The organism is Streptococcus infantis, from assembly GCF_018499575.1.
GTDB lineage: Bacteria > Bacillota > Bacilli > Lactobacillales > Streptococcaceae > Streptococcus > Streptococcus infantis_K.
Genome location: NZ_JAHDAP010000001.1, coordinates 1,135,932 through 1,160,332, shown reverse-complemented (window position 1 = coordinate 1,160,332; position 24,401 = coordinate 1,135,932). Strand labels below are relative to the sequence as shown.

Here is a 24,401-nt window from a genome sequence, read left to right as displayed (position 1 = left end):
TAAAAATATGAGTGTAAGTCGCAACATGAACGAAATGGAAATTCGGGTGTTAAATATGATTCTTAATTGCGCTACGTTCGACCTTCCAATTCAAGCAAGTGAAATACGTTTAGAAACTGGACTCTCAAAACGTAAGTTAGAAGAAGTCATTGAAAGTCTTCGAGTTAATTTTAGACACCCTATTGTGGCTAAGAAGACGAAACCAAATGGATACTACTTGCCACAAAGTGAGGAAGAGCGACAATCTGGCCTGGCTCCTTACCGTAGACAAATCTTAACCGAGCAGAAGAATCTTGCTGCTGTTATGAATATTGACTTAGAAAGCTACTGGAGGAAGAGTGTATGAGTGAAGATTTTAGAATACTACCTCATGATCTAGTTGCAGAGCAGTCGGTTCTGGGTGCTGTCTTTATCTCACCGGAAACGATGATATCACTTGCAGACGAATTAACTCCTGACGATTTTTACAAGCCTGCTAATAAAATCGTATTTAAGACGATGCTATCACTTCTTGAGAAGGGAGAGCCAATAGATGCCACCACTATGGTATCAGCTCTTACCAATCAAGGGGATATTTCAAACATCGGAGGTATTAACTACGTTGTAGAGTTGGTAAATTCAACACCAACATCGAAAAATGTGGAGCATTACGCAAAATTAGTAAAAGAGAAGGCAAATCTTCGGAAAGTCATCGCTGACTTGTCTGATTCATTATCTAGTGCCTACCAAGGTGATGTTTCGATTGATGACATCATTGCTAAAACTGAAAAATCCTTAATTAATATCAGTAATCAAAATACAGGTACTGGATTTCGTAATGTGGCCGATATCCTAGACACACATATGCAAATAGTTGAGACTCGCTCGCAGACAGATGGATTTGTGACAGGGATTTCTACAGGTTTCATAGGATTAGATAAGATTACAACAGGTCTTCATGAGGATAACCTTATCATTCTTGCTGCACGTCCTGCTATGGGTAAGACTGCATTAGCGTTGAATATAGCAAAGCATGTAGCTGTGAAAGAAAATAAACCAACTGTTATTTTTTCACTCGAAATGGGAGCAGAAGACTTAATTGAACGGATGGTGGCATCAGAGGGGATGGTTCCAGGTTATCATTTGAAGACTGGGAATTTAAGTACAGATGAATGGAGAAGGCTTGTGCATGCTCAAAGTAATCTCTATGATGCTCCTATCTTTGTAGATGATACAGCAGGTATTCGTATTTCAGAAATTCGTTCAAAAGCTCGAAAACTTGCCCAAGAAATGGGTGGGCTTGGTGTTATTATCATTGACTACTTGCAGTTAATTACTGGATCAAAAGGAGAAAATCGTCAGCAGATAGTTTCTGAAATATCAAGGGAATTGAAGATACTTGCAAAAGATTTAAAAGTACCAGTCATTGCTTTATCCCAATTAAGTCGCGCAGTTGAACAGAGGCAAGATAAGCGCCCGATGCTGGCAGACTTGCGAGAGTCTGGCTCGATTGAGCAAGATGCTGATATCGTAGCATTCTTGTATCGTGAGGCCTACTATCAGAAGGAACAGGCAGACAGTCAAGAAGCGAATAACGTAACCGAACTGATCTTGGAAAAGAATCGGCATGGCAGTTTAGGCACAGTGAAGTTGTATTTTCACAAAGAATACACAAAATTTTCAAGTGTGGAGGAATAGTATATGGCTGAGACATATTATAAAAACGAAGTTGAAAAGTATCAATACTTTCAATTACCAAAATGGCTATTTAAAGAGCCATATAAAAAACTATCAAACAATGCAAAAATTATGTATGCATTGCTCTATAATCGTTTGGATTTATCTTTGGAGTCAAAGTGGCATGATCGAAATGGCAAAGTTTTTATGTATTTTACTACAGCTGAATTTTGTGAAGAACTTGGATGTTCAGAGAAGACAGTAACCAAGATTAAAAAGGAACTTGTGACATCAGGTTTACTAAAGGAAGAGCGCCAAGGATTGACTAAGCCAAATCGACTTTATATCCTTGGTCCCAAAATTGTTCAACAAACAATTCTTGAACCGGAGAAATTACCATCCAGAACCGGAGAAATTACCACTCTGGAGACGCAAGAAGTACAAACAATAAAGACTGATATTATAAAGACTGATATAGATAATAATAATAAATTGTCGATTTGTAAAGAAGTCATTTCTTATCTCAATTTGAAAGCTAAGAAAAATTTTAAAGTTGATACTGCTAGTCATCAAAAATTTATCAAGGCAAGGCTAAAAGAGGGTTATGTCCTCGAAGATTTTAAAAAGGTTGTGGACATCATGGTCGCTAAGTGGAAAGGTACAGAGTATGAACAGTATCTTCAACCACAAACACTTTTTGGCAATAAGATGGACAATTATCTGAATCAACCTATGCCACGAAAAGTTCACTCATTTCAATCAGCAGTTGACGAAAGGCTAGGATTTTAAATGAAACAGTTTAAACAATTTAGAACTAGAACAGTTCTTGATGATGTCTGTGAAATCCATGGATGCCATCTTTGGTCTGTTAAGATTCCTATCAAGGGCAAGGTTGAGGAAATCAGTCAATGTCCTGAGTGTGAGAAAGAGAACATTCGACTCTTTGAAAAGCAGCTGAATATGGAATCCGAGGTCAAGAGTAAGCTTTCGGACACTTATGAGGTCTTTGCTCGCGATAGTATCGTTTCAACTAAGCTGGCCAGCAAGTCACTACATGACTATGAGATTCAGGTTGATATTGATGAAAAGGCTATGAATTTCGTGAAGCGATTAGAACGCTGCTATGCCAAAGGTGAAACTGGCAATGCTATCATCACTGGTCCTTCTGGTGTTGGTAAGAGTCATCTGACCTATGGCTTGGCTCGATTTCTCAATGAGCAATTTAAGTCTTATGATGAACCGAAAAGCGTGCTCTTTGTATCTGTTGTGACTTTATTTGACAAGATTCGAGAAAGCTTTGAGTTTGACAATGGATTTTCAGAAGCTAAGATGGTCAAGCTATTGTCTGAGGTTGATTTTCTTTTCTTGGATGATCTTGGGAAAGAGAGTCGAAAAGCTGACACGAAGCGGAACGAGTGGTCGCATCAGATATTGTTCAAGATCCTGGATAATCGGACGAATACGATTATCAACACGAATCTGTCTAGTGAAAAAATTAAGGAGCTTTACTCGGACGATTTTGGGAATGGTGCTTTATCAAGTCGTATCTTTGAGGGAGCAACTGGAAAGTGCTTTGTGTACCCGTCTGGGATGAAGGATAGGAGGTATTGATGATTGAACTCTACAGGATTGAATACGGAGCAGCTGATTGCTACTACTTGATTACTAGGAAAACGGAGGAAACGAATGGCTAGAGATATTTTAACCGATTTAGCATTTGAAAACTTATACAAAGCTGTAGCACTTCCAGATTGGAAAGAATCTGATGAAGTAATTCTTGTTAGCTTAGCCAATAGGGAACAAATAGAGTCAGATGAAAGACACCGATTAACAGAAAATTGCAGATTTTTTGGTGATCGAATTTGTATTTTCTGTGAACAAGTGAAGAAAAATAATTACATTACGCTACACAAATCTAAGTTAGAAAAGATTATTAAAGCGATGGGATCATTTAAAGAAGCGGAAGAAACGGAGGAAAAATAAGATGAATACAAAAATGAATTTGGAAGAAAAAGTACAACAATGGTTTGTAGACAGAAATTTACATGAAGCAAATCCAGTCAAGCAGTTCTTGAAGTTGATGGAAGAGTCGGGTGAATTGTTTGAGGGAATTGCTAAGGATAAACCTGAACTGATTTACGATGCGCTCGGAGACATCCAGGTAGTTTTGATTGGGTTTGAACAACAGATCAAGAATGGCGCTAAGATTTCAGCGAATCAACAGGAACTCGAATTGCTGCTGATGGTTTCCAGTTTGGGCAATATCGCTCAGAAGTTATACGCCCATGTCTGTCACAATGAAACACAAATTCCTTTAATCAAAGCTGATTTGATGTTTCTTGACAGTGTTGTTAGCACTGTTTCGTTTTTAAATGGAACTACTGCTGAGAATTGTTTAGACGAAGCATACAACGTTATCAAAGACCGAAAAGGGAAAATGGTTGACGGAGTATTCGTCAAAGAGGAGGATTTGTCAGATGAATAAACAAGAATTGATTGAGAAATACAAAAGCTATGAAGGAAAGTGGGGTGCTCCTGGTGCGGAATTAGCTCGTCAAATTTTTATAGAAGATTTGAAACTACTAGACGAACCCGAAACAGGTCACGCAGACGAAGCTCCACGCTACGTTAAGAACATACTTGCAAGATTGAGAGAACTTCCAGTGCATGATCGTAAAGTTTGGCTAAAGGCTATCATGGGTGAATTTGATGGCGTGTTTGAACACGAAAAAGTCAAAATCCCACAGTTTGTTGCGGATTGGATTGAGCAATGTAAAGCAAAAAGGAAAAGGTTACTTACAGCTCTCTTATATACGCCGGAGAAAGTTAATAGCTGGGTGGATGATCTAGATAATCAAAAACTATTCGCTCGTGCGTATCTTGACGGCTACGAGGTAGAGAAAGAACCGAAGTATACTGTTAGGATGAAAGGGGTCAGCGGATACACTACCCATCTCAATAAAAATTTAGACAGTCAAAACTGGTTTTTTGCATCAAAAAACGAAATCTATGGGTATAGAGTCAAACACACCCGCAAAGAACTAGAAGATGCAGGATTTGGCTGGGTATTTGATTCCCCAGGTATTGAGATTGAGGAAGCATAAAAGGAGTTAAATAATGATCAATAATGTTGTGTTAGTAGGTCGATTGACTCGTGACCCTGAGTTAAGATACACACCATCAAATGTGACTGTTGCAACTTTCAGTTTGGCAGTGAATCGCAATTTTAAGAATCAGGCAGGTGATTATGAAGCTGATTTTATTAGTTGCATCATGTGGCGCCAGCAAGCTGAAAACTTTGCAAATTGGCTTAAAAAGGGTGCTCTTGTAGGAATTACAGGTCGCATTCAGACTCGTAGCTACGATAACCAGCAAGGACAGCGTGTCTATGTGACTGAAGTTGTAGCTGAAAGTTTTCAAATCCTTGAAAAAAAAGATAATTCTGCAAATCAGGCAAGTATGAAAAATCAAATTCCGCCAAGTTTTGAAAAAACTAACCCTATGGATATATCTGATGATGATTTACCATTCTAATATTTAGGAGAATGAAGTATGAATAATTTAAAAGTGGATGTACAGTGTCCTTTTTGTGGTAATTGTACAGTTGGACATATTAGATCAGCTGCTAAAAAATGGATTTGCCATGAATGCAAGATGCCACTCTTTCTAAAATATGCAACAGAAAATCCAGACGGTGTTGATGAACACGGATTTGGAAGAGTGGCACATGAGCCATTTAGGCACAATGAAGTTGTTAGAGAGATTGATGAGGTCTTCGAATGAGTGAATTTCTAGATAAATTAATCGAGAGTAAAAGACATTCTATCGAATTAATCGAGCAACAAATTGAAGAATATTCTCAACCATGTGATAGATCGATGGCTCAATCACGAACCGCTCATAGAGAATACCTGAAGAAGAACTTGAAGAGAATGAAAGAGGAACTAGAAACTCTTCTAAGTAAACAAAGCGGAACTTAGTAAGATTGGAGGTGAACAATGCCTTTTTTCCCTGACGTTAATGAATCAAAGACAAAAGAGAATGCTAAGAAGATTCTAAAAGGGTATCTGAGATGGAGAAGGGTTGCAAATGATAAGGAAGGCCAAAGAGTAACTACCACATACTCGTTTATGCCACGCTCTCAATCATTCAGCAGAAATAGCCAGGTTGAAAAATTAGCAATTCGAAAAGTTGATGCTGAACTTGAACTTGATGCAATTGAACAAGCAGTAAGTGGATTACATGATCCACTCTATCGTAGAATCCTTTACGAGAAATATCTGCAGTGGGATTGTAAGAAAGACGAAACAATCTCTATGGATTTGGCTATCTCAGAAAGTTCTTACTACGATATCCTAGATAAGGCTCTAATGGCATTTGCTGAGCTTTATCGAAATGGAGAACAAATTGAAATCTTAGAATAAAAAATGGAGTTTTCTTGGAGTTTTTTTGGAGTAAATTTGGAGTAAGTTCGGAGTAAATATACGATTTAATGTGCTAAAATTATATTATGAAATAATTATAAAGGCAGGCACAACCTGCCTTTTCTTGTAGTTTGGAGGTGATACCATGAAGAAAGTAGAACCCATTCGTGAACCAGATGACATTGATAGAATGAAGAATTATTTGAAATCGAAAAGTGAGCGAAACTACATTCTTTTTTTGGTCGGAATTTATTCAGGGCTACGAGTAAGCGATATTGTCCCTCTTCAAGTAAAGCATGTCAATCAAGATAGAATTGAGGTTAAAGAGAAGAAGACTGGTAAAATAAGAAAATTTGCAGTTAATCCTGAACTACGTAAAGCTTTGGATCGTTACATAAAAGAAAATCATCTTGAGAGTTATGACTATCTTTTTCCTAGCAGAAAGAAAGTTAGAGGTGACGGAGTAAGTATTAAACACATTGGTAGAGTAGCTGTGTATCAATTTTTAAATGATGCAGCTAAACATTCAGGATTAAAAAACATTGGAACCCATTCGATGAGAAAAACATTTGGTTATCATCATTACAAACAAAATGGGAATATAGCTATTCTAATGCAAATACTTAATCACTCTGCACCAGATATTACCTTAGATTACATCGGATATAACCAAGATGAAATCGATGAAAGTATGCTTACTTTTACGTATTAAAAGTATACTTATTTAACATATTGAGAAAAAGTAAATTGGATAATTCAGAAATGCTTACAAACCATTGTCATAACTGGGTTGAACAATACTCTGTCGAAAGTCACAAAATATAAGATATGTTAAATATAAGAGGGTGTTAAAGGTTGAAAAACTCCCCCCTACATCATAAAAAATTTAACTCCCTATCTCCCAAAAAAGAAAGGCCCCTCCCTAAATGAATAACCCCCAAGATAGACCGGACCGGAGTGGTCCTCACAGAGTCGCTTTTGAAAAGAATAAAAATATTATTCTCAAAACAAGAAATACTTGTGGGATTTGTGGACTACCAGTTGATAAGTCCTTGAGGTACCCACATCCATTAAGTCCAGTCATTGACCACATTATTCCAATCAATCGTAATGGTCATCCATCAGATATTCAAAACTTGCAGTTAGCCCACTGGCAATGCAACAGACAGAAGTCTGACAAGCTTTACGCTGATGATAGATCAGCTAATGCTACTGTTGTAGGTAACAGGAACTTGCCACAGTCCAGGGACTGGACTAGGTATAGAGCTTGAAGTCTTAATGAAAGAATTATTTTTTTGTAAAAAAGAAAAATAAAAAAATATTTAAAACTCGAAAAAATAACAGATATGTGTGAAAGTAAGTCCTATATGATGATAGGGGGGTACCCCCCTCCCACTAGGCGCTCGCGAGCTTCACGCCGTCACTGTACATTTTTTCTCGCGCCAAATCATCACAATGAAAGGAGAACGGTTTGGAATTAAGAGGGATTGAGTATCTTAGGAGGAAGTTGAATCTCTATCAGAGCAGAGTCAATCTGAGATACAAGCATTATGCGATGCAGCATTATGAAGCACCTACAGGAATCACAATTCCTGCACACATCAGGGCAAAGTATCAAGCTGTCCTTGGTTGGGCTGCAAAGGGCGTTGATAGTCTTGCAGATCGTTTGATTTTCAGGGCATTTGCTAACGATGATTTTAATGTTACAGAAATCTTTAATCGGAACAATCCAGATATCTTCTTTGATAGTGCTATTTTAGCTGCGCTGATTGGTTCGTGTAGTTTCGTCTACATTTCGAAGGGTGAAGATGATGAGGTGAGGTTGCAAGTCATTGAATCAAGTAATGCGACGGGTGTTATTGATCCTATAACTGGATTGCTTGTGGAAGGTTATGCAGTTCTGGCTTGTGATGATTACAATCGTCCAACGCTTGAAGCATACTTTGAACCTAATGCTACTCATTTTATTCCGAAAGATGGGGAGCCTTACTCGGTTACGAATGAAACGGGTATTCCTCTGCTAGTTCCGGTCATTCATCGTCCTGATGCGGTTCGTCCTTTTGGTCGGTCTCGTATTACCAGGGCAGGAATGTATTATCAGAAATACGCTAAGCGAACTTTGGAACGGGCTGATATCACTGCTGAGTTCTACTCATGGCCACAGAAATACATTCTTGGACTTGATCCTGATGCGGAACCTATGGAGAAATGGAAAGCTACTGTATCAAGCTTGTTGACGATTTCTTCAAGCGATAAAGGTGAGAAGCCGAGCGTTGGACAGTTTACTACAGCTAGCATGTCACCGTTTACTGAACAACTGAGAACAGCCGCTGCTGGATTTGCTGGGGAGATGGGCTTGACCTTGGATGATTTAGGTTTTGTGTCTGACAATCCGTCATCTGTTGAAGCTATCAAGGCTAGCCATGAGAACTTGCGCCTGGCTGGTCGCAAGGCTCAGAGGTCACTGGGAGCTGGTCTACTTAATGTGGCCTATGTTGCAGCATGCTTGCGTGATGAGTTTCATTATGCCAGAAGTCAATTTGTAAGAACTACAGTCAAGTGGGAACCATTGTTTGAAGCTGATGCGAATACAATGACTATGATTGGTGATGGTGTTGTGAAATTGAATCAGGCCTTACCTGGCTACATCAATGCGGAAACAATTCGTGATCTTACTGGTATAGCTGGAGATATGTCAGCTAAACCAGTGGTAAGCGAGGGTGGTTCAAATGGAGAATGATGTTTTACCTGGTATCTTGCAAGAGGTTCAGGAGAGATTTGAGAGAGATTTCGGTAAGAGTGAGATTGTCAGAAATGCTTTTGCTACATTGAAGGCCAAAAAAGCAACCTACAAAACAGCAAATGAGTTTGCGATTGAAATTGGTGATATTCTCTCTAAGGCTCTAGGAGCTTCTCTAAGCGCCGACAAACTACCAGACGGTAAAATGTATTACAATATCGCTCAACGTTTACTGACGGACGTGCTAGGACGAAATCACGAGCTTGTAAGTGGTTATGCTAGCGATGTTCAGAAGAATTTGAATGATAAAGCGAAAATCGGTCTGAAAGTTCAAGTTCCTGAATTAAATCTAGATCGAATAGCTGGCATTGTCAATCGCTTTTCGTCTGAGGAGAACTTTGAAGATGTCAGTTGGTTGCTCGGTGAACCTATTGTGAACTTCACTCAATCAATCATTGATGATAGTATCCAGAAAAATGCAGAGTTTCATCATCGGTCTGGATTGCAACCCGAGATTGTCCGAAAATCGTATTTTCATTGTTGTGAGTGGTGTCAGGAAGTTCAAGGGAATTATAAATATCCAAGAGTTCCGAAGGATGTTTATAGAAGGCATCAGCATTGTCGTTGTATTTTAGACTATGATCCTAAAAACGGAAAAACTCAAAATGTCTGGACGAAAAAAATCAGCAATAAGAGTTCAGATGAATTAGAAAATCGTAAGAGAGTAAATATTGATGTGCGAGATAATAATCGTAAAGCAGATACTCAAGAGTACAAGAAAATAGTTGATGCTTTAGGAGCTCAAAATGCGCCTATTTCACTAGCAAAATTTCAGGATTTGAAGTATAATGATGTTAAGGGATACAAGGAACTAAAAGACCGTATAAAATGGACTAAAGCAAAGTTCCCTACTGAAAAATCTTTAAATGGTCATTTCAAAGATCATGGAAAAGAATTTGGCGATATAACCATTGAAGAATACCAAAAAATGGCGTCTGATTTGTTATCAAAACAGACATCGGACAAGATATTAGGTTATCAGACGGAACATAGACGAGTTCGTTATGATGTTGAGAACAACGTATATGTTTTAGGAAATCCTAAAGTACATAAAATAAATACGATGTTTAAACCAGACTTAGGAAAGGAGTACTATGATGGAGAATTCAAAAAAGACATGGGAGATTGATGGTTATCTATGGCTTCATTGCCCTGTTTGTGGAACTGAAGTTATGGACTATGATATCTGTGACGTCTGTCATTGGCAAAATACAGGTATTATAAATACCGATGGCGGTCCAAATAAAATGACACTTGCGGAGGCTAAAGAAGCTTTTGCTAAGGGAGAACCGATTAAATAAAAGCACTTAACTAGAGTTGAAGTTAGGTGCTTTTATTATGTTTTTGTTTAGGAGGTGATCAATATCTCCCAGCGATAGGGTTATCATGCGATGACGATTGAAAGGAAATTAGAATGGCGAGGAAGAAGAAACTTGGCAATCAGAATCCTACTCAATCGGTGATTTTAAAATACGTCAAGAAAAATTCAAAAGCTAAAGAAGCGATTGAACTTTACGAACGGACTGGCCTTTCTTGCTATGCTTGGCAGAAAAACCTGCTATTGCCTTTAATGGCAGTAGATAAAAACGGACTATGGGTGCATCAGAAGTTTGGTTATTCTATCCCTCGTCGTAACGGTAAATCTGAAATCCTATATATTAGTGAAATTTGGGGGCTACATGAAGGATTAAATATCCTTCACACGGCTCACCGAATTTCTACCTCTCATGCCTCTTTTGAGAAAGTTAAACGATACCTTGAGAAAATGGGGTATGTAGATGGTGAGGATTTTAACTCCATTCGAGCTAAGGGACAAGAAAGAATTGAGCTATATTCAACAGGTGGTGTTGTCCAATTCCGTACCAGAACATCAAATGGTGGTCTTGGTGAAGGATTTGATATGCTGATCATTGACGAGGCTCAAGAGTACACAACCGAGCAAGAATCTGCTTTGAAATATACGGTTACGGATAGTGAAAATCCTATCACAATTATGTGTGGAACACCTCCGACACCAGTTTCAAGTGGTACGGTCTTTACTAAGTACCGTGAGACTTGTCTTTTCGGGAAAGGGAAGTATTCTGGCTGGGCTGAGTGGTCGGTTTCTGATGAAAAGGAAATTGACGATGTGGAAGCCTGGTACAATTCAAATCCATCTATGGGTTACCATTTAAATGAGCGTAAGATTGAAGCAGAGCTTGGTGAGGATAAGTTGGACCATAATATCCAGCGTTTGGGATTCTGGCCAACATACAATCAGAAATCTGCTATTTCTGAAACTGAGTGGAATGAACTCAAGGTGGATGATGTCCCCGAGTTATCTGGGAAGTTATCTGTTGGTATTAAGTACGGCCAAGATGGAACGAATGTAGCGATGAGTATTGCTGCACGGACCAAAGATGGTCGTTTCTTTATTGAAACTGTCGATTGTCAATCCGTTCGTAATGGGAATGAGTGGATAGTTGCTTTCTTGCGTCAAGCCGACGTGGCTCAAATTGTCATCGATGGCGCAAGTGGTCAGAAGATCCTGGATGAAGAGTTGAAGGACTATAGAATCAAGAATGTAATTCTGCCGACGGTGAAAGAAATCATCGTGGCCAACGCTCTTTGGGAACAGGGAATTTACCAGAAGACCATCTGTCACGCTGGCCAACCATCTCTATCAAAGGTAGCTACTAACTGTGATAAGCGGAATATTGGCTCAAATGGTGGCTTTGGTTATCGATCGCACTTTGACGACATGGATATTTCTTTGATGGATAGTGCTTTGCTTGCGCACTGGGCTTGTTCTACGACTAAGCCTAAGAAAAAGCAAAAAATTAGTTATTAAAATAAGCGGTCAGGTGACTGCTTTTTTTGATGCCAAAAAAATTACCGAACTGCCGGGGAAGCAGGAGAAAGGAGACATGAGAATGTCAGAATTTAAACCAATCACTACACAAGAAGAATTTGATGCTGCTATTAAGGCTCGCTTATCTCGAGAGAAAGAGAAATATGCCGACTATGACCAGCTCAAATCTCGTGTTGAAGAGTTGGAAAAAGAAAATGGTGGCTTGAAGTCAACCATCGAAGCTAATAATCAAAGTAAGGCCGATTCAGACAAGCAACTTGAAGTTTTACAGAATCAAATCGCGGGTTATGAGACAGCTAGTCTGCGAACTCGAGTGGCTTTGCAACATGGACTGCCTTACGACCTTGCAGATCGTTTGCAGGGAACTGATGAAGAAAGCTTGAAAGCTGATGCAGAGCGCTTAGCTGGTTTTATGAAGAAAACTCAACCAGTTGCGCCTATTAGAGATTCAGAGCCTGTTTTAGAAAAAACAGAAAACACATTGTATAAAAACCTAATTCAAGGTTTAGAGATTGAAGAATAAAGGAGAAATCATATGACAGATCAACTATCAAAAGGTACATTATTTGACCCAATGCTTGTAACAGACCTTATCAACAAAGTTAAGGGTCACAGTTCACTGGCTAAATTGTCTAATCAACAAGCGATTCCTTTCAATGGATTGAAAGAATTTACATTCTCATTGGATTCTGATGTAGATATCGTGGCAGAAAATGGTAAAAAAACTCATGGCGGTGCAACTCTAGAACCAGTTACTATTGTGCCGATTAAAATCGAGTATGGCGCTCGTGTATCGGATGAATTTATTTATGCTTCAGAAGAAGCTAAAATCGATATTTTGAAGTCATTCAATGAAGGGTTTGCTAATAAAGTGGCTCGTGGTATTGACATCATGTCTTTCCATGGCGTAAATCCACGTACTAAACAAGAATCCACTGTTATTGGGGATAACTGCTTTGATAAAGCGGTCACTCAGACAGTGAACTTTACAACAAGCGATCCAGATACTAATGTCGAAGATGCAGTTAAAATGATTCAAGGAGCTGACAATATCGTTAGCGGTATGGCTATTGATACTACATTTGCAAGTGCACTAGCTAGCATGAAGAACTCAGCTAATGAACGCCTATACCCTGAATTGGCATGGGGAGCAAATCCAGGGGCCATTAATGGTCTACCTGTAGATGTGAATACTACAGTTGGTCTTAATGTTGGAACCAATAAGGATGTTGCTATTATTGGTGACTTTGCTAACATGGTTAAATGGGGATATGCTAAGCAAATTCCACTCGAAGTCATTCGATATGGTGATCCAGACAATTCTGGAAAAGACTTGAAAGGTTATAACCAAGTCTATCTTCGTGCAGAAATCTATCTTGGATGGGGAATTTTGGACAAAAACAGCTTTGCTCGTGTTGTGAAAGTGGGGTAGTATATGGAATACATTAATGTAAAAACAGGAACTACTATCGTTACTGAAAATGCAATTAGTGGAGGTGATTGGGTTTCGATTGAAGAATACAAGCCCTTTGACTCATTGACTAACGCAGCGTTGAAAGAAATCCTTGATGAAAAAGGTATTACTTATGATAACCGCGCCACAAAATCTGAATTAATTTCGCTGATTGAACAAGCTGACACTGAAGCTCAGTAGTCGCTTGGCTGGAGGTAGAAATGGAAAACTTTGCAACAGTAGAAGATGTTCAAACGTTGTGGCGAACATTGAAATTCGATGAGAAAGAACGAGCCGAAGCACTGTTGGAAGTTGTTTCTCATTCTCTTCGTGTTGAAGCTAAAAAAGTTGGCAAGGATTTAGATGGATTGGTGGCTACTGATCCATCTTTTGCCATGGTGGTCAAATCCGTAACCGTGGATGTGGTCGCTCGCACCTTGATGACCTCTACTGATCAGGAACCAATGACTCAAATGGCTGAGTCTGCTTTAGGATATTCCTTCAGTGGATCATATCTAGTCCCTGGTGGAGGTCTCTTTATCAAGGACTCGGAATTGAAACGTCTAGGTCTTAAAAAGCAAAGATATGGGGTGATTGATATCTATGGGACGGATTAAAGGAATTACTGTAACTTTGACAGGGAAAACCAAGACTGGTCGGGATGACTTTGGTCATCCTATCTATGAGAATAAAGAAATTCAAGTAGAGAATGTCCTAGTTGTCCCAGCTTCTACAGAAGATATCACGAATCAGCTCAATCTGACTGGAAAGAAGGCCTCTTATACACTAGGTATTCCAAAAGGCGATCAGAACGAGTGGAAAGACCGTGAAGTTCGTTTCTTTGGGAGAAAATGGCGTACGATTGGCATTCCTTTGGAAGGCATTGAAGCCATGATACCTTTAGAATGGAATAAGAAAGTGATGGTCGAAGCTTATGAGTAATACAAAAATCAAGCTTATCGGTGCGGGTGTAGGTGCTCTTTTGAAATCAAAAGAGATTCAGGACATCTTGAACAAAGAAGCAACGGTCATTAAAAAAAGATGTGGTCCTGGCTATGAACAAGATAGCCACGTTGGTAAGACAAGAGCCAATGCTATGATTTATCCAGCTACGCGAAAAGCGAAGAGGGATAATTTGAAAAATAACACTTTGTTGAAGGCGGTGCATTAGATGATTGAAATTATTATCAAGAAATATCTTGACGGTCATTTAGATGTACCGTCATTTTTTGAGTATGAAGCTGAAGCTCCCGATAGCTTTGTCATTATTCAAAAGACAGGTGGGAAGGAGCGAAATCATTCTGGTAGTGCGACCTTTGCTTTTCAAAGTTATGGCCCAACTATGCAGAAGGCTGCAGAGCTTAATGTGAAAGTGAAAAGTGCTGTGAAAGGATTGATTGAGTTAGATTCAATCTGTGGTGTCCACCTGAACAGTGATTACAATTTTACGGACACTGAAACCAAACAATATCGATATCAAGCCGTATTTGATATTAATTATTTTTAAAAGGAGAAATTAAATGGCTACAGAAGCAAATGTAACGACTGCAAAACCTAAAATCGGAGGTGCGGTTTATTCTGCACCTCTTGGAACAGCACTGCCAACTGATGCAACTACAAAATTAGATGATGCGTTTAAAGCACTAGGTTATATTTCAGAAGATGGTATGACCAATAGCAACTCCCCAGAATCAGAAAATATTAAGGCATGGGGTGGTGTCGTTGTAAGTTCAGTTCAAAAGGAAAAGACAGACACATTCAAATATATGCTGATTGAAGCGTTGAATGTGGAAGTTTTGAAGGAAGTTTATGGATCAGATAATGTATCTGGAGAATTGTCATCAGGAATTACCATTAAGGCAAATTCAAAAGAATTGCCACATCATTGCCTTGTAATCGAAACAGTTCTAAAAGGTGGTGTACTTAAACGTATTGTTATCCCTTCAGGAAAGGTAACTGCCATCGATGAAATCACTTATAACGATGGAAGTGTTCTTGGATATGGTACGACAGTCACTGCCTTTCCTAACTCTACTGATGACACACACTATGAATACATCAAAGGAGCTTAACCATGTCAAAACAAAATCGCAAAAAGAAAAATAAAGAAGCTGCGCCACAGATTAAAACAATCCGTGGGGTGACTTCGACCGGATTTTCTTTTGAAATCACAAAAGAGCGCTTGGAAAATTATGAGTTGCTCGAAGCAATCGCTGAAGTAGATACAAATCCGGCAGTTTTACCAAAAGTGGTCAAACTTATGCTTGGTGACAAATCAGAAGATTTGAAAAATCATGTGCGGACTGCGGATGGCATTGTTCCTTTGGATAAAATGGGAGAAGAAATTAGTGAGATTTTCACAAGTCAGAACCAGTTAAAAAAATAGCGCTCCTTGCTAGAATGATTCAAACAGATGAAGATGCTCTTATTTGTGATTTAGCTGAAACATATGGGGTTTTTGATTACAGACAGTTACCTGCTGACCAGGTAGCTGTTTTTGCTTTTGGTCTGAGAGATGATTCACGGATCAAACTAGCAATGACCAATAGCAAAGTTCCTTTTGAAACCTTTTTGCTTGCAGGCGTGCTTGATAGGCTTTCTGCTCTTGTTTGGTTTAAAACAACAGACGGTCAGAAAGGAATCAACAAACCATTAATGGTTGCAGAGGAACTAACAGGAAAAACTAAAGCTAAAGAAAGCAAGGAGATGATCTTTGATTCTGGTGAGGACTTTGAAGAATATCGTCAGAAAATTTTAGAAAAGATAGGAGGTGAGGATTAGTGGCTACAGAAATAGCACAGGCTTATGTACAATTGATACCATCAGCTAGAGGCATCACTGGTAAAATCCAATCAATCCTCAATCCTGAAGCGAGTGCAGCTGGACAAAGTGCTGGACAGTCATTGGGTTCTAGTCTTGTTGGTGTTATGACGAAAGTTATTGCAGCGGCAGGGATTGGTAAGGCATTGTCGGCAGCAATCAGTGAAGGTGCAGCGCTTCAGCAATCGCTCGGAGGTATTGAAACTCTTTTCAAAGGTTCTGCTGATAAGGTTAAGGGGTATGCTAATGAAGCCTACAAGACTACAGGTTTATCAGCTAATGCCTATATGGAAAATGTGACAGGCTTCTCAGCTAGTCTCTTGCAGTCTTTGGGCGGTGATACAAACAAAGCTGCTGAAACAGCAAACATGGCCATGATTGATATGTCAGATAATGCTAACAAGATGGGGACATCGATGGAAAGCATTCAGATGGCTTATCAAGGGTTTGCGAAGCAAAACTACACCATGTTGGATAACCTTAAGCTTGGTTACGGTGGTACAAAGCAAGAAATGCAACGTCTATTGGCTGATGCAGAGAAGTTGACTGGTGTCAAGTACGACATTAACAACCTTTCTGATGTTTATAGCGCCATTCATGCTATCCAGGAGAATTTAGACATCACTGGGACAACAGCTAAAGAGGCAGCATCTACTTTTAGCGGATCGTTTGAATCCATGAAAGCATCTGCACAGAATGTACTTGGAAAGTTAGCGCTAGGGGAGAATATTCTACCTTCTCTGCATGCTTTACTTAAAACAACATCTACCTTTCTCTTTGATAATTTTTTACCAATGGTTGGAAATATTTTTTCTGGCCTTGGCTTGGTTTTGACTGAAGGGATTAGTCAGATTGCTTCTCAGCTTTTTGGGGATGCTTTTGGAAGTGTAGTTTTTGATCAACTATCTCGTGTAACAGGAATCTTTGAGACCTTTTTTGACATGATTTTTGGGTCATTAAGTAAGCAGGATAACATTGATATTCTGAATACGATTGGTTTTAGTGAGGAAACTGCAACTCAAATTGTCAACATCGCAGATAATATTCGAGTTACTTTTGAGAATATTGGTTCTGCAATAGGTGATGTAATAGGGATTGTCGGCGATTTTGTTGGAGATCTTTTAGGAATTAAAGATGGTGAGCAAGGAATAAACCTTCTTGGAACAGCATTTGAATCCGTTACAAATTTTATTCGCAAAGCCTCTGAAAACTTTAGTAAATTCACTAAATGGCTAAAAGATTCACCTATTGCTTTAGATCTTCTAAAATCGGCAGTTGTCGGAATTACAAGTGCATGGGCTGGATACAAAGCAGTAATGACTGTAATAAAAGGAATAGAAGCAATCAGAAATGCGACATTATCCATCACGAATGGTCTTATGTTGGCTCAGTTCGTAAGAACAGGAGCACTCACTACCGCGGAGGCAGCGAATGCAGCTGCTACCATGGGGGCAAGTGGAGCATTTGGTATTTTCAATGCAGTATTAGCAGCAAACCCGATTGGCTTAATTGTAACTGCAGTGGCAGCATTGACTGCTGCTCTTGTATGGTTCTTCACACAAACAGAAACTGGTCAAAAGATTTGGTCCTCTTTTGTGGATTGGATCAAACAGGCTTGGCAGGGGATTGCTGATTTCTTTGTCGGTCTTTGGTCTGGTATCTCTGAAGGTGCTAGCACTTTGTGGGATGGAGTTGTTACAACATGGAATGCTTACGTTGAGTCTTTAAAGGCGATGTGGAATGCTGTTGTAACATTCTTTTCTGACTTATGGGAAACAATCAAGGAGGCCGCGTCTACGGCTTGGACATTGATTACTACAGCTGTCATGATGGTTGTTCAACCGTTCATTGACGGATTCATGAATATCTGGAACAACATTTCAGATGGTCTTACTCAAGTTTGGGAAGGAATTAAAATGATCTTTGAAGGCGCTTGGGAATTTATCAAATCGATTTTCTTGGGTGCTATTTTGATTATCATTGACCTAGTGACAGGAAACTTTGATCAATTAGGTGTAGATCTTTCTCTGATTTGGGAAGGAATCAAAAATGGAATCTCTCTGATTTGGGAGGGTATTAAGACATACTTTTCTGGAGTTGTGGATGTTATCGTTGGATACGCTACTGGTGTTTTTGAGAACTTCTCTAATGTTCTTAGTACAATTTGGGAATTTATCAAAACGGCTGCGTCTATGGCCTGGGAGTGGATAAAATCTACAGTATCGAATCTAATTACTGGATTGATTCAAGGTGCTCAAAACTTATGGAATAACTTTGTAAGTTTCTTATCCAGTCTCTGGGAAAACATCAAATCAACAGCGAGCGCAGCATGGGCCGGACTAAAATCACTTGTACTTGGTTTCATCAATGGGCTTGTCAGCGGTGCTCAGACTGCATGGAATAACATGAAACAAGCTGTTAGTGATCTGGTAACCAAAATTACTAATATCTTTAATGGAATTAAAAATATTAACCTTTGGGAAGCTGGTAAGGCAATTCTTAATGGGTTCTTAGGTGGTTTGAAATCTGCCTGGGAAGGCGTTACTAATTTTGTTGGTGGAATTGCAAACTGGATTCGTGACCACAAAGGACCGATTGAATATGACAGTAAACTCTTGATTCCTGCAGGTAATGCAATCATGCAAGGTTTAGACCAAGGACTACAAGAACGGTTTAAGGGCGTCAAAGAAACAGTTGGTGGAATGGCTGGAGAAATCTCTGATGTATTTTCAGGGGATGACCTGAATCTAAACTCAACTGCCTCTGTCACGAAAAATCTTGAGGCTCGTTTGGCTATGCCTTCAGCTCAGCTTGAAGTGCAAGAGAGTAAAACAGTGTCTGAGATAGCGATTATGAGGTCAAGTTTGGAATCAATCCTTACAGCTATCTTTGAAAAATCGTCAGACATCTATCTAGACAATGAGAAAATCTCATTAAATACTTATGAACAACATGGTTCAATTTTAGCAAGGGAGGGAATCTAATGGATTATATGATCATTAATGGCTTTAATACATCGACCCTTCCAGGCTGTATCGTGACCGATTTTGGAGAAGTTGAGGCTGCCAAACCGAAAGGAGAGGTGGCCGAGCTTCATGGTGTGAATGGAAGTTATCGAGTATTAGATGGTTCTTATGATAGCTATGACAGAACTTTTACAATTCACGTTACAAAGATGATTGATATCTCGATTATCCTGGATAAATTTCAATCGAATGACAATGAGTTGGAATTTAGCTATCATCCTGAATCTATTTTTTATGCTCATTTTTTAACGGCTAGTTACAAACCTTTTGGTAATCATGCATGGCAATTGAAAATCAAGCTAAACATGCAGCCTTTTCGATATCAAAAAACGGTTAATCCTGAATCTTATAATGGACCAGGAACAATTAACAATCCAGGAACAATTTACTCTGAGCCCATCATTGAAGTTCAGGGAGATGGAGATGTTTCGATTACTATCGGCAGAGAAACAATGTATCTCAATGTAAAAACGAAAGCTACAATTGATTGTAGACAAGGTAAGCAAAATATCTACAATGCTAGTGGGGCGGTTCAGAACACTCTCAGAAAGCGTGGTGGGTTCTTTGAAATCCCAACAGGAAGAAGTGGGGTTACATTTACTGGAAATGTTCTTAGATTGATAATTCGGCCAAATTGGAGGTACAAAATTTGATTTATTTAACAAATGGGAATACTCCTCTAAATGCTGCTTATGCAGACAAGATTTCTCAAGAAGCAAATAGTACCTATCAACTGACTTTTCGCTTTCCGACCTCAGATGCTTTGTGGGAGAAGTTGAAAGAAGAAGCTTTCCTAAAAGCCGATGACCTACATGGCGAACAAGATTTCGTTATTTTCGAGGTTCAAAAGAAACATGGCTATATCCAAGTCTATGCGAATCAATCCTTTACACTGTTGAACAACTATGTCATCAATCCGATTTCTTTAGATAGAGCGACTGGTTCAACTGCTTTGAGTCGTTTTGCTGGAAGTATCACTCGTGAGAATCCGTTCTCATTCTTTTCCGACATCGACGAACGTCACACGTTCAATACTGATAGTGTCAACGCGATGGTCGCTTTTACAAAAGATAAGCACTCTATCCTTGGTCAGTGGGGTGGCGATCTTGTACGTCATGGATACCAGGTTCAACTTTTGAAAAATGGTGGTTCAGAAAATGAATCGCTATTTATGTACAAAAAGAACTTATCTAGCTATCAACAAAAGACATCAACTAAGTCTTTGAAGACTCGAATTACCTTCAACACTACCGTCAAAGGTGAGGGAGAAAAGGCACCTGATCGTAAGTTTTCTGTTGTGGTAGATAGTCCGCTTATTAACAAGTACAGTCAAATCTACGAAGATGTGATTGAGGTTAATGACCAGGACGTAAAAGATGAAGCTGGACTTCGTAAATACGGTGAGCAGTATTTCAGAACAACACTCTGCGACATGCTTGAAGACAGTTTAGAAATTCAAGTCGAAGGAAAGAGTGATGTTCCTGTTCAAATTTTTGATGTTGTTAGTCTGTTTCATGATCGATTCAAGATGGACGTTCGTAAGAAAATCACGAAGTATACTTATTCACCGATGGCTAAGAAGCTACTATCTATTGGATTTGGAAAATTTAAGTCAGGTTTGTCCAATATGCTTTCTAACGCTGTTAATGATGCGATTAAGAATGAAACTCAGCACTTGCAAGGGCAATTCGCTACACAATTAGCGAAAGAAATCAAGAATGCTGACCTTGCTTTTGAAAATCAAAAAGAAGAATTAATTAATCAATTTACAGATGAAGTGAATGCCATCAAAGCCAAAGCAGAGGAAAATAAGCGTGCTCTATCAGATGAAATCGACAATCGATTCTCAGGTTTCGATAGCAGCATGAATGAGAAGCTTGAAGACCAGCGAACCAAAATCGAAGAGATTCGCGCTATCGGTTCAACAGTTACTCGAACTGCTGAAGAAGCTTTGGAAGAAGCTAGAAACGCTCTTGAATCTGCTAGTGCTTCCAAAGGTTTGTCTGATTCCAACTTTACTAAAATCGAGCAAATCACAGACAGAATCAGAACACTTGTGACTAAGCAAGAAGTTGACCCTCTGACAGATAGGTTGAGGATTGCTGAGAACAGAATCGATGTTCAAGCTGACCAGATTATCGAGAAATTATCTCGTACTGATTTTGACAGATTGGCCAATGATAGAGGTTTTCAAAATGCGACTCAAGTGCAGAACATAGTCAGGAATTCTGTTGATGGATTTCAAAGGACTATCTCAAGAATCGAAACCAAACTGAGAGATGTTATCCGTAATGATAACCTCTTGCAGAATTCGTCTATCATCCCTTCTGGAAATGGGTTAGAAGGCACTTGGGAATTAAGTGTTTCTGGTGGTAACGGTAGAACCGAGGTTATTGATTTAAGAGATGCCCCGCATATCGCTATCAAAAAAGGTATTCGTATTGTAGGAAATACAAACGGCGGAAATAAAGACATTGCTCAAAGGTTAAATTTAACTATTGGCGAGAAATACACAATGTCCTGTTGGGCAAGGGTTTCATCGACAAGTACAAGTCAAAACGTCAATTTTTTAATACGCTCTTGGACCACAAACGAAACTAATCGTAGATTATTCAAAACTATCTCGAACAAAGATTGGGTACGATACCAATTTACGTTTACTGCAGATGCTACATTTAACAGTATCCAATTTGGTCAAAATGGTAATGGAAGCCTTGAAATTTGCGGTATGAAGCTTGAGCATTCTGACCGCATGACAGACTACGATGTTAACTCTTCTGAAATCGTGAGTGTAATAGAGTTCAATGATGTACGAGATACCGTATCATCACACACTCAAACCTTGCAACGACAAGACCAAGCGATTTCTCAAGTTATTCAGACTGCTGATGGTCTAGTTAGTCGTGTATCTAATTTCTTGGATGACTTTAACTTGGTATATGATCCAACGAATTTCAGCAAATGGGTCAAAAAACAAGCAGATGCGAATGTTATCGAAGTTCAAGCTGGCACCAAATTGCTACGGATTACGAATACTGGTAAGACCAATGCAGTCTACCACGGTTTCGCACTACCACTTAATACCTCAACCTTTACCAAAGGTGAAAAGCTCAGCTATCGCATGGAAGTGTGGGTGGATGTCTTGCCAGATGCACCGCTTGGAATCGAGCTATGGGCTTCTGACGGTGGACTTGCATCCGATAGTGTTACTCTTACGAAAACTGGAATTCAAATCATTACAGGCACGATGACCGTCCAGAAATCATCGACAAAATCAAGAGAATTTCCTCTTGAAATTTGGTTGATGAAGAACGGACAAGTCGCAATCGGTCAAGTATCTCTCATCCGTGGCGATAAACCGCCTAAGAAATTCAGCGACAATACATCCACACAGGATGTTGTCACGCAGACTCAGGTATCACTGCTACGCGATTCCTACGCTGTCCAAACATTGACTAACGCTGGGGCAATCGCTTCACAAATCAATCTGAATAGCAATAACATTCTGATTGAAGCTGCTAAAATCCGTTTAAAAGGTAGAACACTTCTAGATGAAATCACAGCTATCGATGGTTACTTTAAGCGTCTTTTTGTCGGTGATGCTAGAATAGGAACTTTGAATACTGACATTATTCGTTCAAATTCGATTGCAGCAGACAAGTTGATATTTGATACTGCTCTAGCCAAGAAGCTTGTAGCTAGTGATGTATTCACTGATACGCTTGCTGCTAAAACAGCCTTTATCAACAAGCTACGCTCAGTAGTAGTATCTGCTACTTTGCTTGAAGGGTACAAGGGTAAGATCGGTGGATTCCAAATCGGAACACACGATAAAGACCCAACTGTTTTCTGGTTGACTGGAAGCAATAGCTTCAGAGTCGGTATGTCTGACGGTGGATGGAAAACAGGACAAACTGCTCTCTGGGTGAACTGGGGGAATAACTGGGGGACACCAGGAAATTATGCGTGGTTCGTGAAAAATACTGGTGAAATGCATTGTTACAACACCGCAAGATTCTGGAACACACCTGTTGTTAACGGTGACCTTCGAGTAACAGGTAAAATCTTTTACGACAATAGAGCTTCAGGTGGTAAGTATGGTTTTTGGATGAACTCAACTAGATATACAGATATTGAAGCTAGTAACGGATATCTATATCTTTATCTAGAAAATAGGTCGTATGACTGGATTACTTTGAATAAGGACTTGTCAGACCGTAGATACAAGACAAATATCAAAGACAGTCAAGTATCTGGACTGGATGTCATCGAAAAACTTAAAACATACTCTTATCGCAAAGAATACGATGGCAAAGTTGAAGATATTTCATGCGGTATCATGGCTCAAGATGTCCAAGAAGTCGCACCAGAAGCATTCTATGAAAATCCAGACGGTGCTTATTCGTACAAGGTATTTGAATTAGTGCCTTATTTAATTAAGGCTATTCAGGAATTAAATCAAAAAGTTGAAAGGTTAGAAAAAACAACATGAACGAACAAATTGACCAACAAATTGACCAACTGGTCATTGAAGAACTTGGAAATGATGTGGCTGCTCTTTCTCACAAGGCGGCAACATACAAAGCATTGTGTCGCATTGCAGAAGCAGAACTGCAACAGCTCAAAAACATTATCAATTCAGACGAAGAATTGAAAGCTAAATTTGAAGAAGTGAAATTGAAAGGACAAAATTAATGGAAGTAAATAACTATTCATTGGCTACTAAGCCATACACTCGTGGATCAGGAAATCAAATCACTACAGTAGTTGAAATTCGATTACAGGATGGAAATCGTTACAGTACCAATCAGCGTGAGCTGGTCGGAGACCGCACTCAAGACAAGGAAGAAACACTTATTCAAGCGGTTCTTGATATTCTTAAATCTGAATTGGATCCTGGAGCAGCAATCGTCCAAGCTCAATCTAAAATCGAGCAAGCTGAACAGAAGCTTACTCAAACAGAAACCAAGCAGAATCAACTGCTTGAAATCACTGAGAGAATCAACAAAGTAGTTCGTGTTATGGCTCAAGATTCAATTATGGGTGAAAAAATTGCTTATGGTACGACCTACAAAGAACTTGTAGAACTCTTCCCACTTGTAAAAACTGGTGAGAGCTATGCACCTGGTTCTATGTTTGCAATCGAAGATCCAGAGCATGTTGAATTGAATGGCGAAGGAAAGCGCATTTTGGTTCAAACCAACCAACAATTCATCTACCAGGGCGAATCACTCAAACAGCTTGAAGGTTCGCCATCCCAAAATGGAATTCTAGCCATTTGGAAATGGGATGCTCCTAAACCAGAAAAACAATCTAGCGAGCTAGACACTCAACCTGTTCAATAGGATTACTACACTAAAAAGGGGGTGAT

At 39.3% G+C, this 24,401-nt stretch carries 32 protein-coding genes; all 32 read left to right on the top strand.

Annotated features, from left to right (window positions below):
• The first annotated feature begins 7 nt into the window (after positions 1-7).
• The 32 genes from KJR31_RS05715 (at position 8) to KJR31_RS05550 (ending at position 24,375) form a co-directional block, all read left to right on the top strand.
• Positions 8-346: a hypothetical protein gene (locus KJR31_RS05715; protein WP_214262465.1), complete on the top strand. Its 339-nt coding sequence runs from the start codon at positions 8-10 to the stop codon at positions 344-346.
• A complete protein-coding gene (dnaB, locus tag KJR31_RS05710; protein ID WP_214262464.1) occupies positions 343-1,677 on the top strand; it encodes a replicative DNA helicase in 1,335 nt (444 codons plus the stop codon). Before KJR31_RS05715 ends, dnaB begins: the two co-directional genes overlap by 4 nt.
• Before the next feature lie 3 nt (positions 1,678-1,680).
• A complete protein-coding gene (locus tag KJR31_RS05705; protein WP_214262463.1) occupies positions 1,681-2,445 on the top strand; it encodes a conserved phage C-terminal domain-containing protein in 765 nt (254 codons plus the stop codon).
• Positions 2,446-3,267 (top strand): ATP-binding protein, encoded by an 822-nt coding sequence (locus KJR31_RS05700; protein WP_214262462.1) that lies wholly within the window; start codon positions 2,446-2,448, stop codon positions 3,265-3,267.
• A gap of 75 nt (positions 3,268-3,342) precedes the next feature.
• Positions 3,343-3,639, top strand: coding sequence for a hypothetical protein (locus tag KJR31_RS05695; RefSeq protein WP_000090262.1), 297 nt, complete (start codon positions 3,343-3,345; stop codon positions 3,637-3,639).
• Position 3,640: 1 nt separating this feature from the next.
• A complete protein-coding gene (locus KJR31_RS05690) occupies positions 3,641-4,141 on the top strand; it encodes a MazG-like family protein (protein WP_214262461.1) in 501 nt (166 codons plus the stop codon).
• Positions 4,134-4,760 (top strand): DUF1642 domain-containing protein, encoded by a 627-nt coding sequence (locus KJR31_RS05685; RefSeq protein ID WP_214262460.1) that lies wholly within the window; start codon positions 4,134-4,136, stop codon positions 4,758-4,760. The genes KJR31_RS05690 and KJR31_RS05685 overlap by 8 nt, the downstream gene beginning before the upstream one ends.
• 13 nt (positions 4,761-4,773) lie before the next feature.
• The gene (ssb, locus tag KJR31_RS05680; protein ID WP_214262459.1) at positions 4,774-5,190 is read left to right on the top strand and encodes a single-stranded DNA-binding protein; all 417 of its coding nucleotides are present in this window, start codon (positions 4,774-4,776) and stop codon (positions 5,188-5,190) included.
• An 18-nt stretch (positions 5,191-5,208) separates the two neighbouring features.
• Positions 5,209-5,439, top strand: coding sequence for a hypothetical protein (locus KJR31_RS05675; protein WP_214262458.1), 231 nt, complete (start codon positions 5,209-5,211; stop codon positions 5,437-5,439).
• Complete coding sequence (locus KJR31_RS05670) at positions 5,436-5,636, top strand: hypothetical protein (RefSeq protein ID WP_214262457.1); 201 nt, start codon at positions 5,436-5,438, stop codon at positions 5,634-5,636. The genes KJR31_RS05675 and KJR31_RS05670 overlap by 4 nt, the downstream gene beginning before the upstream one ends.
• Positions 5,637-5,654: 18 nt before the next feature.
• Positions 5,655-6,080 carry an ArpU family phage packaging/lysis transcriptional regulator gene (locus tag KJR31_RS05665; RefSeq protein WP_214262456.1) on the top strand — a complete coding sequence of 142 codons (426 nt, stop codon included), beginning with the start codon at positions 5,655-5,657 and terminating at the stop codon, positions 6,078-6,080.
• 145 nt (positions 6,081-6,225) lie between these two features.
• Positions 6,226-6,792 carry a site-specific integrase gene (locus KJR31_RS05660; protein ID WP_214262455.1) on the top strand — a complete coding sequence of 189 codons (567 nt, stop codon included), beginning with the start codon at positions 6,226-6,228 and terminating at the stop codon, positions 6,790-6,792.
• 214 nt (positions 6,793-7,006) lie between these two features.
• The gene (locus KJR31_RS05655; protein WP_214262454.1) at positions 7,007-7,351 is read left to right on the top strand and encodes an HNH endonuclease signature motif containing protein; all 345 of its coding nucleotides are present in this window, start codon (positions 7,007-7,009) and stop codon (positions 7,349-7,351) included.
• A 200-nt stretch (positions 7,352-7,551) separates the two neighbouring features.
• Complete coding sequence (locus KJR31_RS05650) at positions 7,552-8,820, top strand: phage portal protein (RefSeq protein WP_214262453.1); 1,269 nt, start codon at positions 7,552-7,554, stop codon at positions 8,818-8,820.
• The gene (locus tag KJR31_RS05645; RefSeq protein ID WP_214262452.1) at positions 8,810-10,009 is read left to right on the top strand and encodes a hypothetical protein; all 1,200 of its coding nucleotides are present in this window, start codon (positions 8,810-8,812) and stop codon (positions 10,007-10,009) included. Before KJR31_RS05650 ends, KJR31_RS05645 begins: the two co-directional genes overlap by 11 nt.
• Positions 9,978-10,181: a CPCC family cysteine-rich protein gene (locus KJR31_RS05640; protein WP_117303994.1), complete on the top strand. Its 204-nt coding sequence runs from the start codon at positions 9,978-9,980 to the stop codon at positions 10,179-10,181. The genes KJR31_RS05645 and KJR31_RS05640 overlap by 32 nt, the downstream gene beginning before the upstream one ends.
• A 113-nt stretch (positions 10,182-10,294) precedes the next feature.
• Entirely contained in the window at positions 10,295-11,710 is a 1,416-nt protein-coding gene (locus KJR31_RS05635; RefSeq protein WP_214262451.1) for a terminase, read from the top strand.
• An 82-nt stretch (positions 11,711-11,792) separates the two neighbouring features.
• Entirely contained in the window at positions 11,793-12,254 is a 462-nt protein-coding gene (locus KJR31_RS05630; protein WP_214262450.1) for a DUF4355 domain-containing protein, read from the top strand.
• A gap of 12 nt (positions 12,255-12,266) precedes the next feature.
• Positions 12,267-13,163 carry a phage major capsid family protein gene (locus KJR31_RS05625; RefSeq protein WP_214262449.1) on the top strand — a complete coding sequence of 299 codons (897 nt, stop codon included), beginning with the start codon at positions 12,267-12,269 and terminating at the stop codon, positions 13,161-13,163.
• A gap of 3 nt (positions 13,164-13,166) precedes the next feature.
• The gene (locus KJR31_RS05620) at positions 13,167-13,385 is read left to right on the top strand and encodes a HeH/LEM domain-containing protein (RefSeq protein ID WP_214262448.1); all 219 of its coding nucleotides are present in this window, start codon (positions 13,167-13,169) and stop codon (positions 13,383-13,385) included.
• Positions 13,386-13,405: 20 nt separating this feature from the next.
• A complete protein-coding gene (locus tag KJR31_RS05615; protein WP_214262447.1) occupies positions 13,406-13,801 on the top strand; it encodes a phage Gp19/Gp15/Gp42 family protein in 396 nt (131 codons plus the stop codon).
• Positions 13,788-14,126: a hypothetical protein gene (locus tag KJR31_RS05610; RefSeq protein ID WP_214262446.1), complete on the top strand. Its 339-nt coding sequence runs from the start codon at positions 13,788-13,790 to the stop codon at positions 14,124-14,126. The genes KJR31_RS05615 and KJR31_RS05610 overlap by 14 nt, the downstream gene beginning before the upstream one ends.
• Complete coding sequence (locus KJR31_RS05605; protein WP_117304011.1) at positions 14,119-14,355, top strand: hypothetical protein; 237 nt, start codon at positions 14,119-14,121, stop codon at positions 14,353-14,355. Before KJR31_RS05610 ends, KJR31_RS05605 begins: the two co-directional genes overlap by 8 nt.
• Positions 14,356-14,691: a hypothetical protein gene (locus tag KJR31_RS05600; RefSeq protein ID WP_214262445.1), complete on the top strand. Its 336-nt coding sequence runs from the start codon at positions 14,356-14,358 to the stop codon at positions 14,689-14,691. It abuts the gene before it with no gap.
• A gap of 13 nt (positions 14,692-14,704) precedes the next feature.
• Positions 14,705-15,256: a phage tail protein gene (locus tag KJR31_RS05595; RefSeq protein WP_214262444.1), complete on the top strand. Its 552-nt coding sequence runs from the start codon at positions 14,705-14,707 to the stop codon at positions 15,254-15,256.
• A 2-nt stretch (positions 15,257-15,258) separates the two neighbouring features.
• Complete coding sequence (locus KJR31_RS05590) at positions 15,259-15,570, top strand: hypothetical protein (RefSeq protein WP_250319680.1); 312 nt, start codon at positions 15,259-15,261, stop codon at positions 15,568-15,570.
• Positions 15,571-15,584: 14 nt separating this feature from the next.
• On the top strand, positions 15,585-15,965 hold the full coding sequence (locus tag KJR31_RS05585) for a DUF5361 domain-containing protein (protein ID WP_214262443.1): 381 nt from the start codon (positions 15,585-15,587) through the stop codon (positions 15,963-15,965).
• Positions 15,965-18,988, top strand: coding sequence for a PblA (locus KJR31_RS05580; RefSeq protein ID WP_214262442.1), 3,024 nt, complete (start codon positions 15,965-15,967; stop codon positions 18,986-18,988). The genes KJR31_RS05585 and KJR31_RS05580 overlap by 1 nt, the downstream gene beginning before the upstream one ends.
• Positions 18,988-19,683: a phage tail protein gene (locus KJR31_RS05575; protein WP_214262441.1), complete on the top strand. Its 696-nt coding sequence runs from the start codon at positions 18,988-18,990 to the stop codon at positions 19,681-19,683. Before KJR31_RS05580 ends, KJR31_RS05575 begins: the two co-directional genes overlap by 1 nt.
• Complete coding sequence (locus KJR31_RS08560; protein WP_250319679.1) at positions 19,680-23,522, top strand: phage tail spike protein; 3,843 nt, start codon at positions 19,680-19,682, stop codon at positions 23,520-23,522. Before KJR31_RS05575 ends, KJR31_RS08560 begins: the two co-directional genes overlap by 4 nt.
• Complete coding sequence (locus tag KJR31_RS05555; protein ID WP_214262440.1) at positions 23,519-23,725, top strand: hypothetical protein; 207 nt, start codon at positions 23,519-23,521, stop codon at positions 23,723-23,725. Before KJR31_RS08560 ends, KJR31_RS05555 begins: the two co-directional genes overlap by 4 nt.
• On the top strand, positions 23,725-24,375 hold the full coding sequence (locus KJR31_RS05550; RefSeq protein WP_214262439.1) for a hypothetical protein: 651 nt from the start codon (positions 23,725-23,727) through the stop codon (positions 24,373-24,375). The genes KJR31_RS05555 and KJR31_RS05550 overlap by 1 nt, the downstream gene beginning before the upstream one ends.
• The last annotated feature ends 26 nt before the right edge of the window (positions 24,376-24,401 follow it).

What these genes read in the sequence shown, in the direction of transcription:
- KJR31_RS05715 (WP_214262465.1), top strand. Translation starts at nt 8, where the DNA reads ATGAGTGTAAGTCGCAACATGAACGAAATGGAAATTCGGGTGTTAAAT.
- dnaB (WP_214262464.1), top strand. Translation starts at nt 343, where the DNA reads ATGAGTGAAGATTTTAGAATACTACCTCATGATCTAGTTGCAGAGCAG.
- KJR31_RS05705 (WP_214262463.1), top strand. Translation starts at nt 1,681, where the DNA reads ATGGCTGAGACATATTATAAAAACGAAGTTGAAAAGTATCAATACTTT.
- KJR31_RS05700 (WP_214262462.1), top strand. Translation starts at nt 2,446, where the DNA reads ATGAAACAGTTTAAACAATTTAGAACTAGAACAGTTCTTGATGATGTC.
- KJR31_RS05695 (WP_000090262.1), top strand. Translation starts at nt 3,343, where the DNA reads ATGGCTAGAGATATTTTAACCGATTTAGCATTTGAAAACTTATACAAA.
- KJR31_RS05690 (WP_214262461.1), top strand. Translation starts at nt 3,641, where the DNA reads ATGAATACAAAAATGAATTTGGAAGAAAAAGTACAACAATGGTTTGTA.
- KJR31_RS05685 (WP_214262460.1), top strand. Translation starts at nt 4,134, where the DNA reads ATGAATAAACAAGAATTGATTGAGAAATACAAAAGCTATGAAGGAAAG.
- ssb (WP_214262459.1), top strand. Translation starts at nt 4,774, where the DNA reads ATGATCAATAATGTTGTGTTAGTAGGTCGATTGACTCGTGACCCTGAG.
- KJR31_RS05675 (WP_214262458.1), top strand. Translation starts at nt 5,209, where the DNA reads ATGAATAATTTAAAAGTGGATGTACAGTGTCCTTTTTGTGGTAATTGT.
- KJR31_RS05670 (WP_214262457.1), top strand. Translation starts at nt 5,436, where the DNA reads ATGAGTGAATTTCTAGATAAATTAATCGAGAGTAAAAGACATTCTATC.
- KJR31_RS05665 (WP_214262456.1), top strand. Translation starts at nt 5,655, where the DNA reads ATGCCTTTTTTCCCTGACGTTAATGAATCAAAGACAAAAGAGAATGCT.
- KJR31_RS05660 (WP_214262455.1), top strand. Translation starts at nt 6,226, where the DNA reads ATGAAGAAAGTAGAACCCATTCGTGAACCAGATGACATTGATAGAATG.
- KJR31_RS05655 (WP_214262454.1), top strand. Translation starts at nt 7,007, where the DNA reads ATGAATAACCCCCAAGATAGACCGGACCGGAGTGGTCCTCACAGAGTC.
- KJR31_RS05645 (WP_214262452.1), top strand. Translation starts at nt 8,810, where the DNA reads ATGGAGAATGATGTTTTACCTGGTATCTTGCAAGAGGTTCAGGAGAGA.
- KJR31_RS05640 (WP_117303994.1), top strand. Translation starts at nt 9,978, where the DNA reads ATGGAGAATTCAAAAAAGACATGGGAGATTGATGGTTATCTATGGCTT.
- KJR31_RS05635 (WP_214262451.1), top strand. Translation starts at nt 10,295, where the DNA reads ATGGCGAGGAAGAAGAAACTTGGCAATCAGAATCCTACTCAATCGGTG.
- KJR31_RS05630 (WP_214262450.1), top strand. Translation starts at nt 11,793, where the DNA reads ATGTCAGAATTTAAACCAATCACTACACAAGAAGAATTTGATGCTGCT.
- KJR31_RS05625 (WP_214262449.1), top strand. Translation starts at nt 12,267, where the DNA reads ATGACAGATCAACTATCAAAAGGTACATTATTTGACCCAATGCTTGTA.
- KJR31_RS05620 (WP_214262448.1), top strand. Translation starts at nt 13,167, where the DNA reads ATGGAATACATTAATGTAAAAACAGGAACTACTATCGTTACTGAAAAT.
- KJR31_RS05615 (WP_214262447.1), top strand. Translation starts at nt 13,406, where the DNA reads ATGGAAAACTTTGCAACAGTAGAAGATGTTCAAACGTTGTGGCGAACA.
- KJR31_RS05610 (WP_214262446.1), top strand. Translation starts at nt 13,788, where the DNA reads ATGGGACGGATTAAAGGAATTACTGTAACTTTGACAGGGAAAACCAAG.
- KJR31_RS05605 (WP_117304011.1), top strand. Translation starts at nt 14,119, where the DNA reads ATGAGTAATACAAAAATCAAGCTTATCGGTGCGGGTGTAGGTGCTCTT.
- KJR31_RS05600 (WP_214262445.1), top strand. Translation starts at nt 14,356, where the DNA reads ATGATTGAAATTATTATCAAGAAATATCTTGACGGTCATTTAGATGTA.
- KJR31_RS05595 (WP_214262444.1), top strand. Translation starts at nt 14,705, where the DNA reads ATGGCTACAGAAGCAAATGTAACGACTGCAAAACCTAAAATCGGAGGT.
- KJR31_RS05590 (WP_250319680.1), top strand. Translation starts at nt 15,259, where the DNA reads ATGTCAAAACAAAATCGCAAAAAGAAAAATAAAGAAGCTGCGCCACAG.
- KJR31_RS05585 (WP_214262443.1), top strand. Translation starts at nt 15,585, where the DNA reads ATGATTCAAACAGATGAAGATGCTCTTATTTGTGATTTAGCTGAAACA.
- KJR31_RS05575 (WP_214262441.1), top strand. Translation starts at nt 18,988, where the DNA reads ATGGATTATATGATCATTAATGGCTTTAATACATCGACCCTTCCAGGC.
- KJR31_RS05555 (WP_214262440.1), top strand. Translation starts at nt 23,519, where the DNA reads ATGAACGAACAAATTGACCAACAAATTGACCAACTGGTCATTGAAGAA.
- KJR31_RS05550 (WP_214262439.1), top strand. Translation starts at nt 23,725, where the DNA reads ATGGAAGTAAATAACTATTCATTGGCTACTAAGCCATACACTCGTGGA.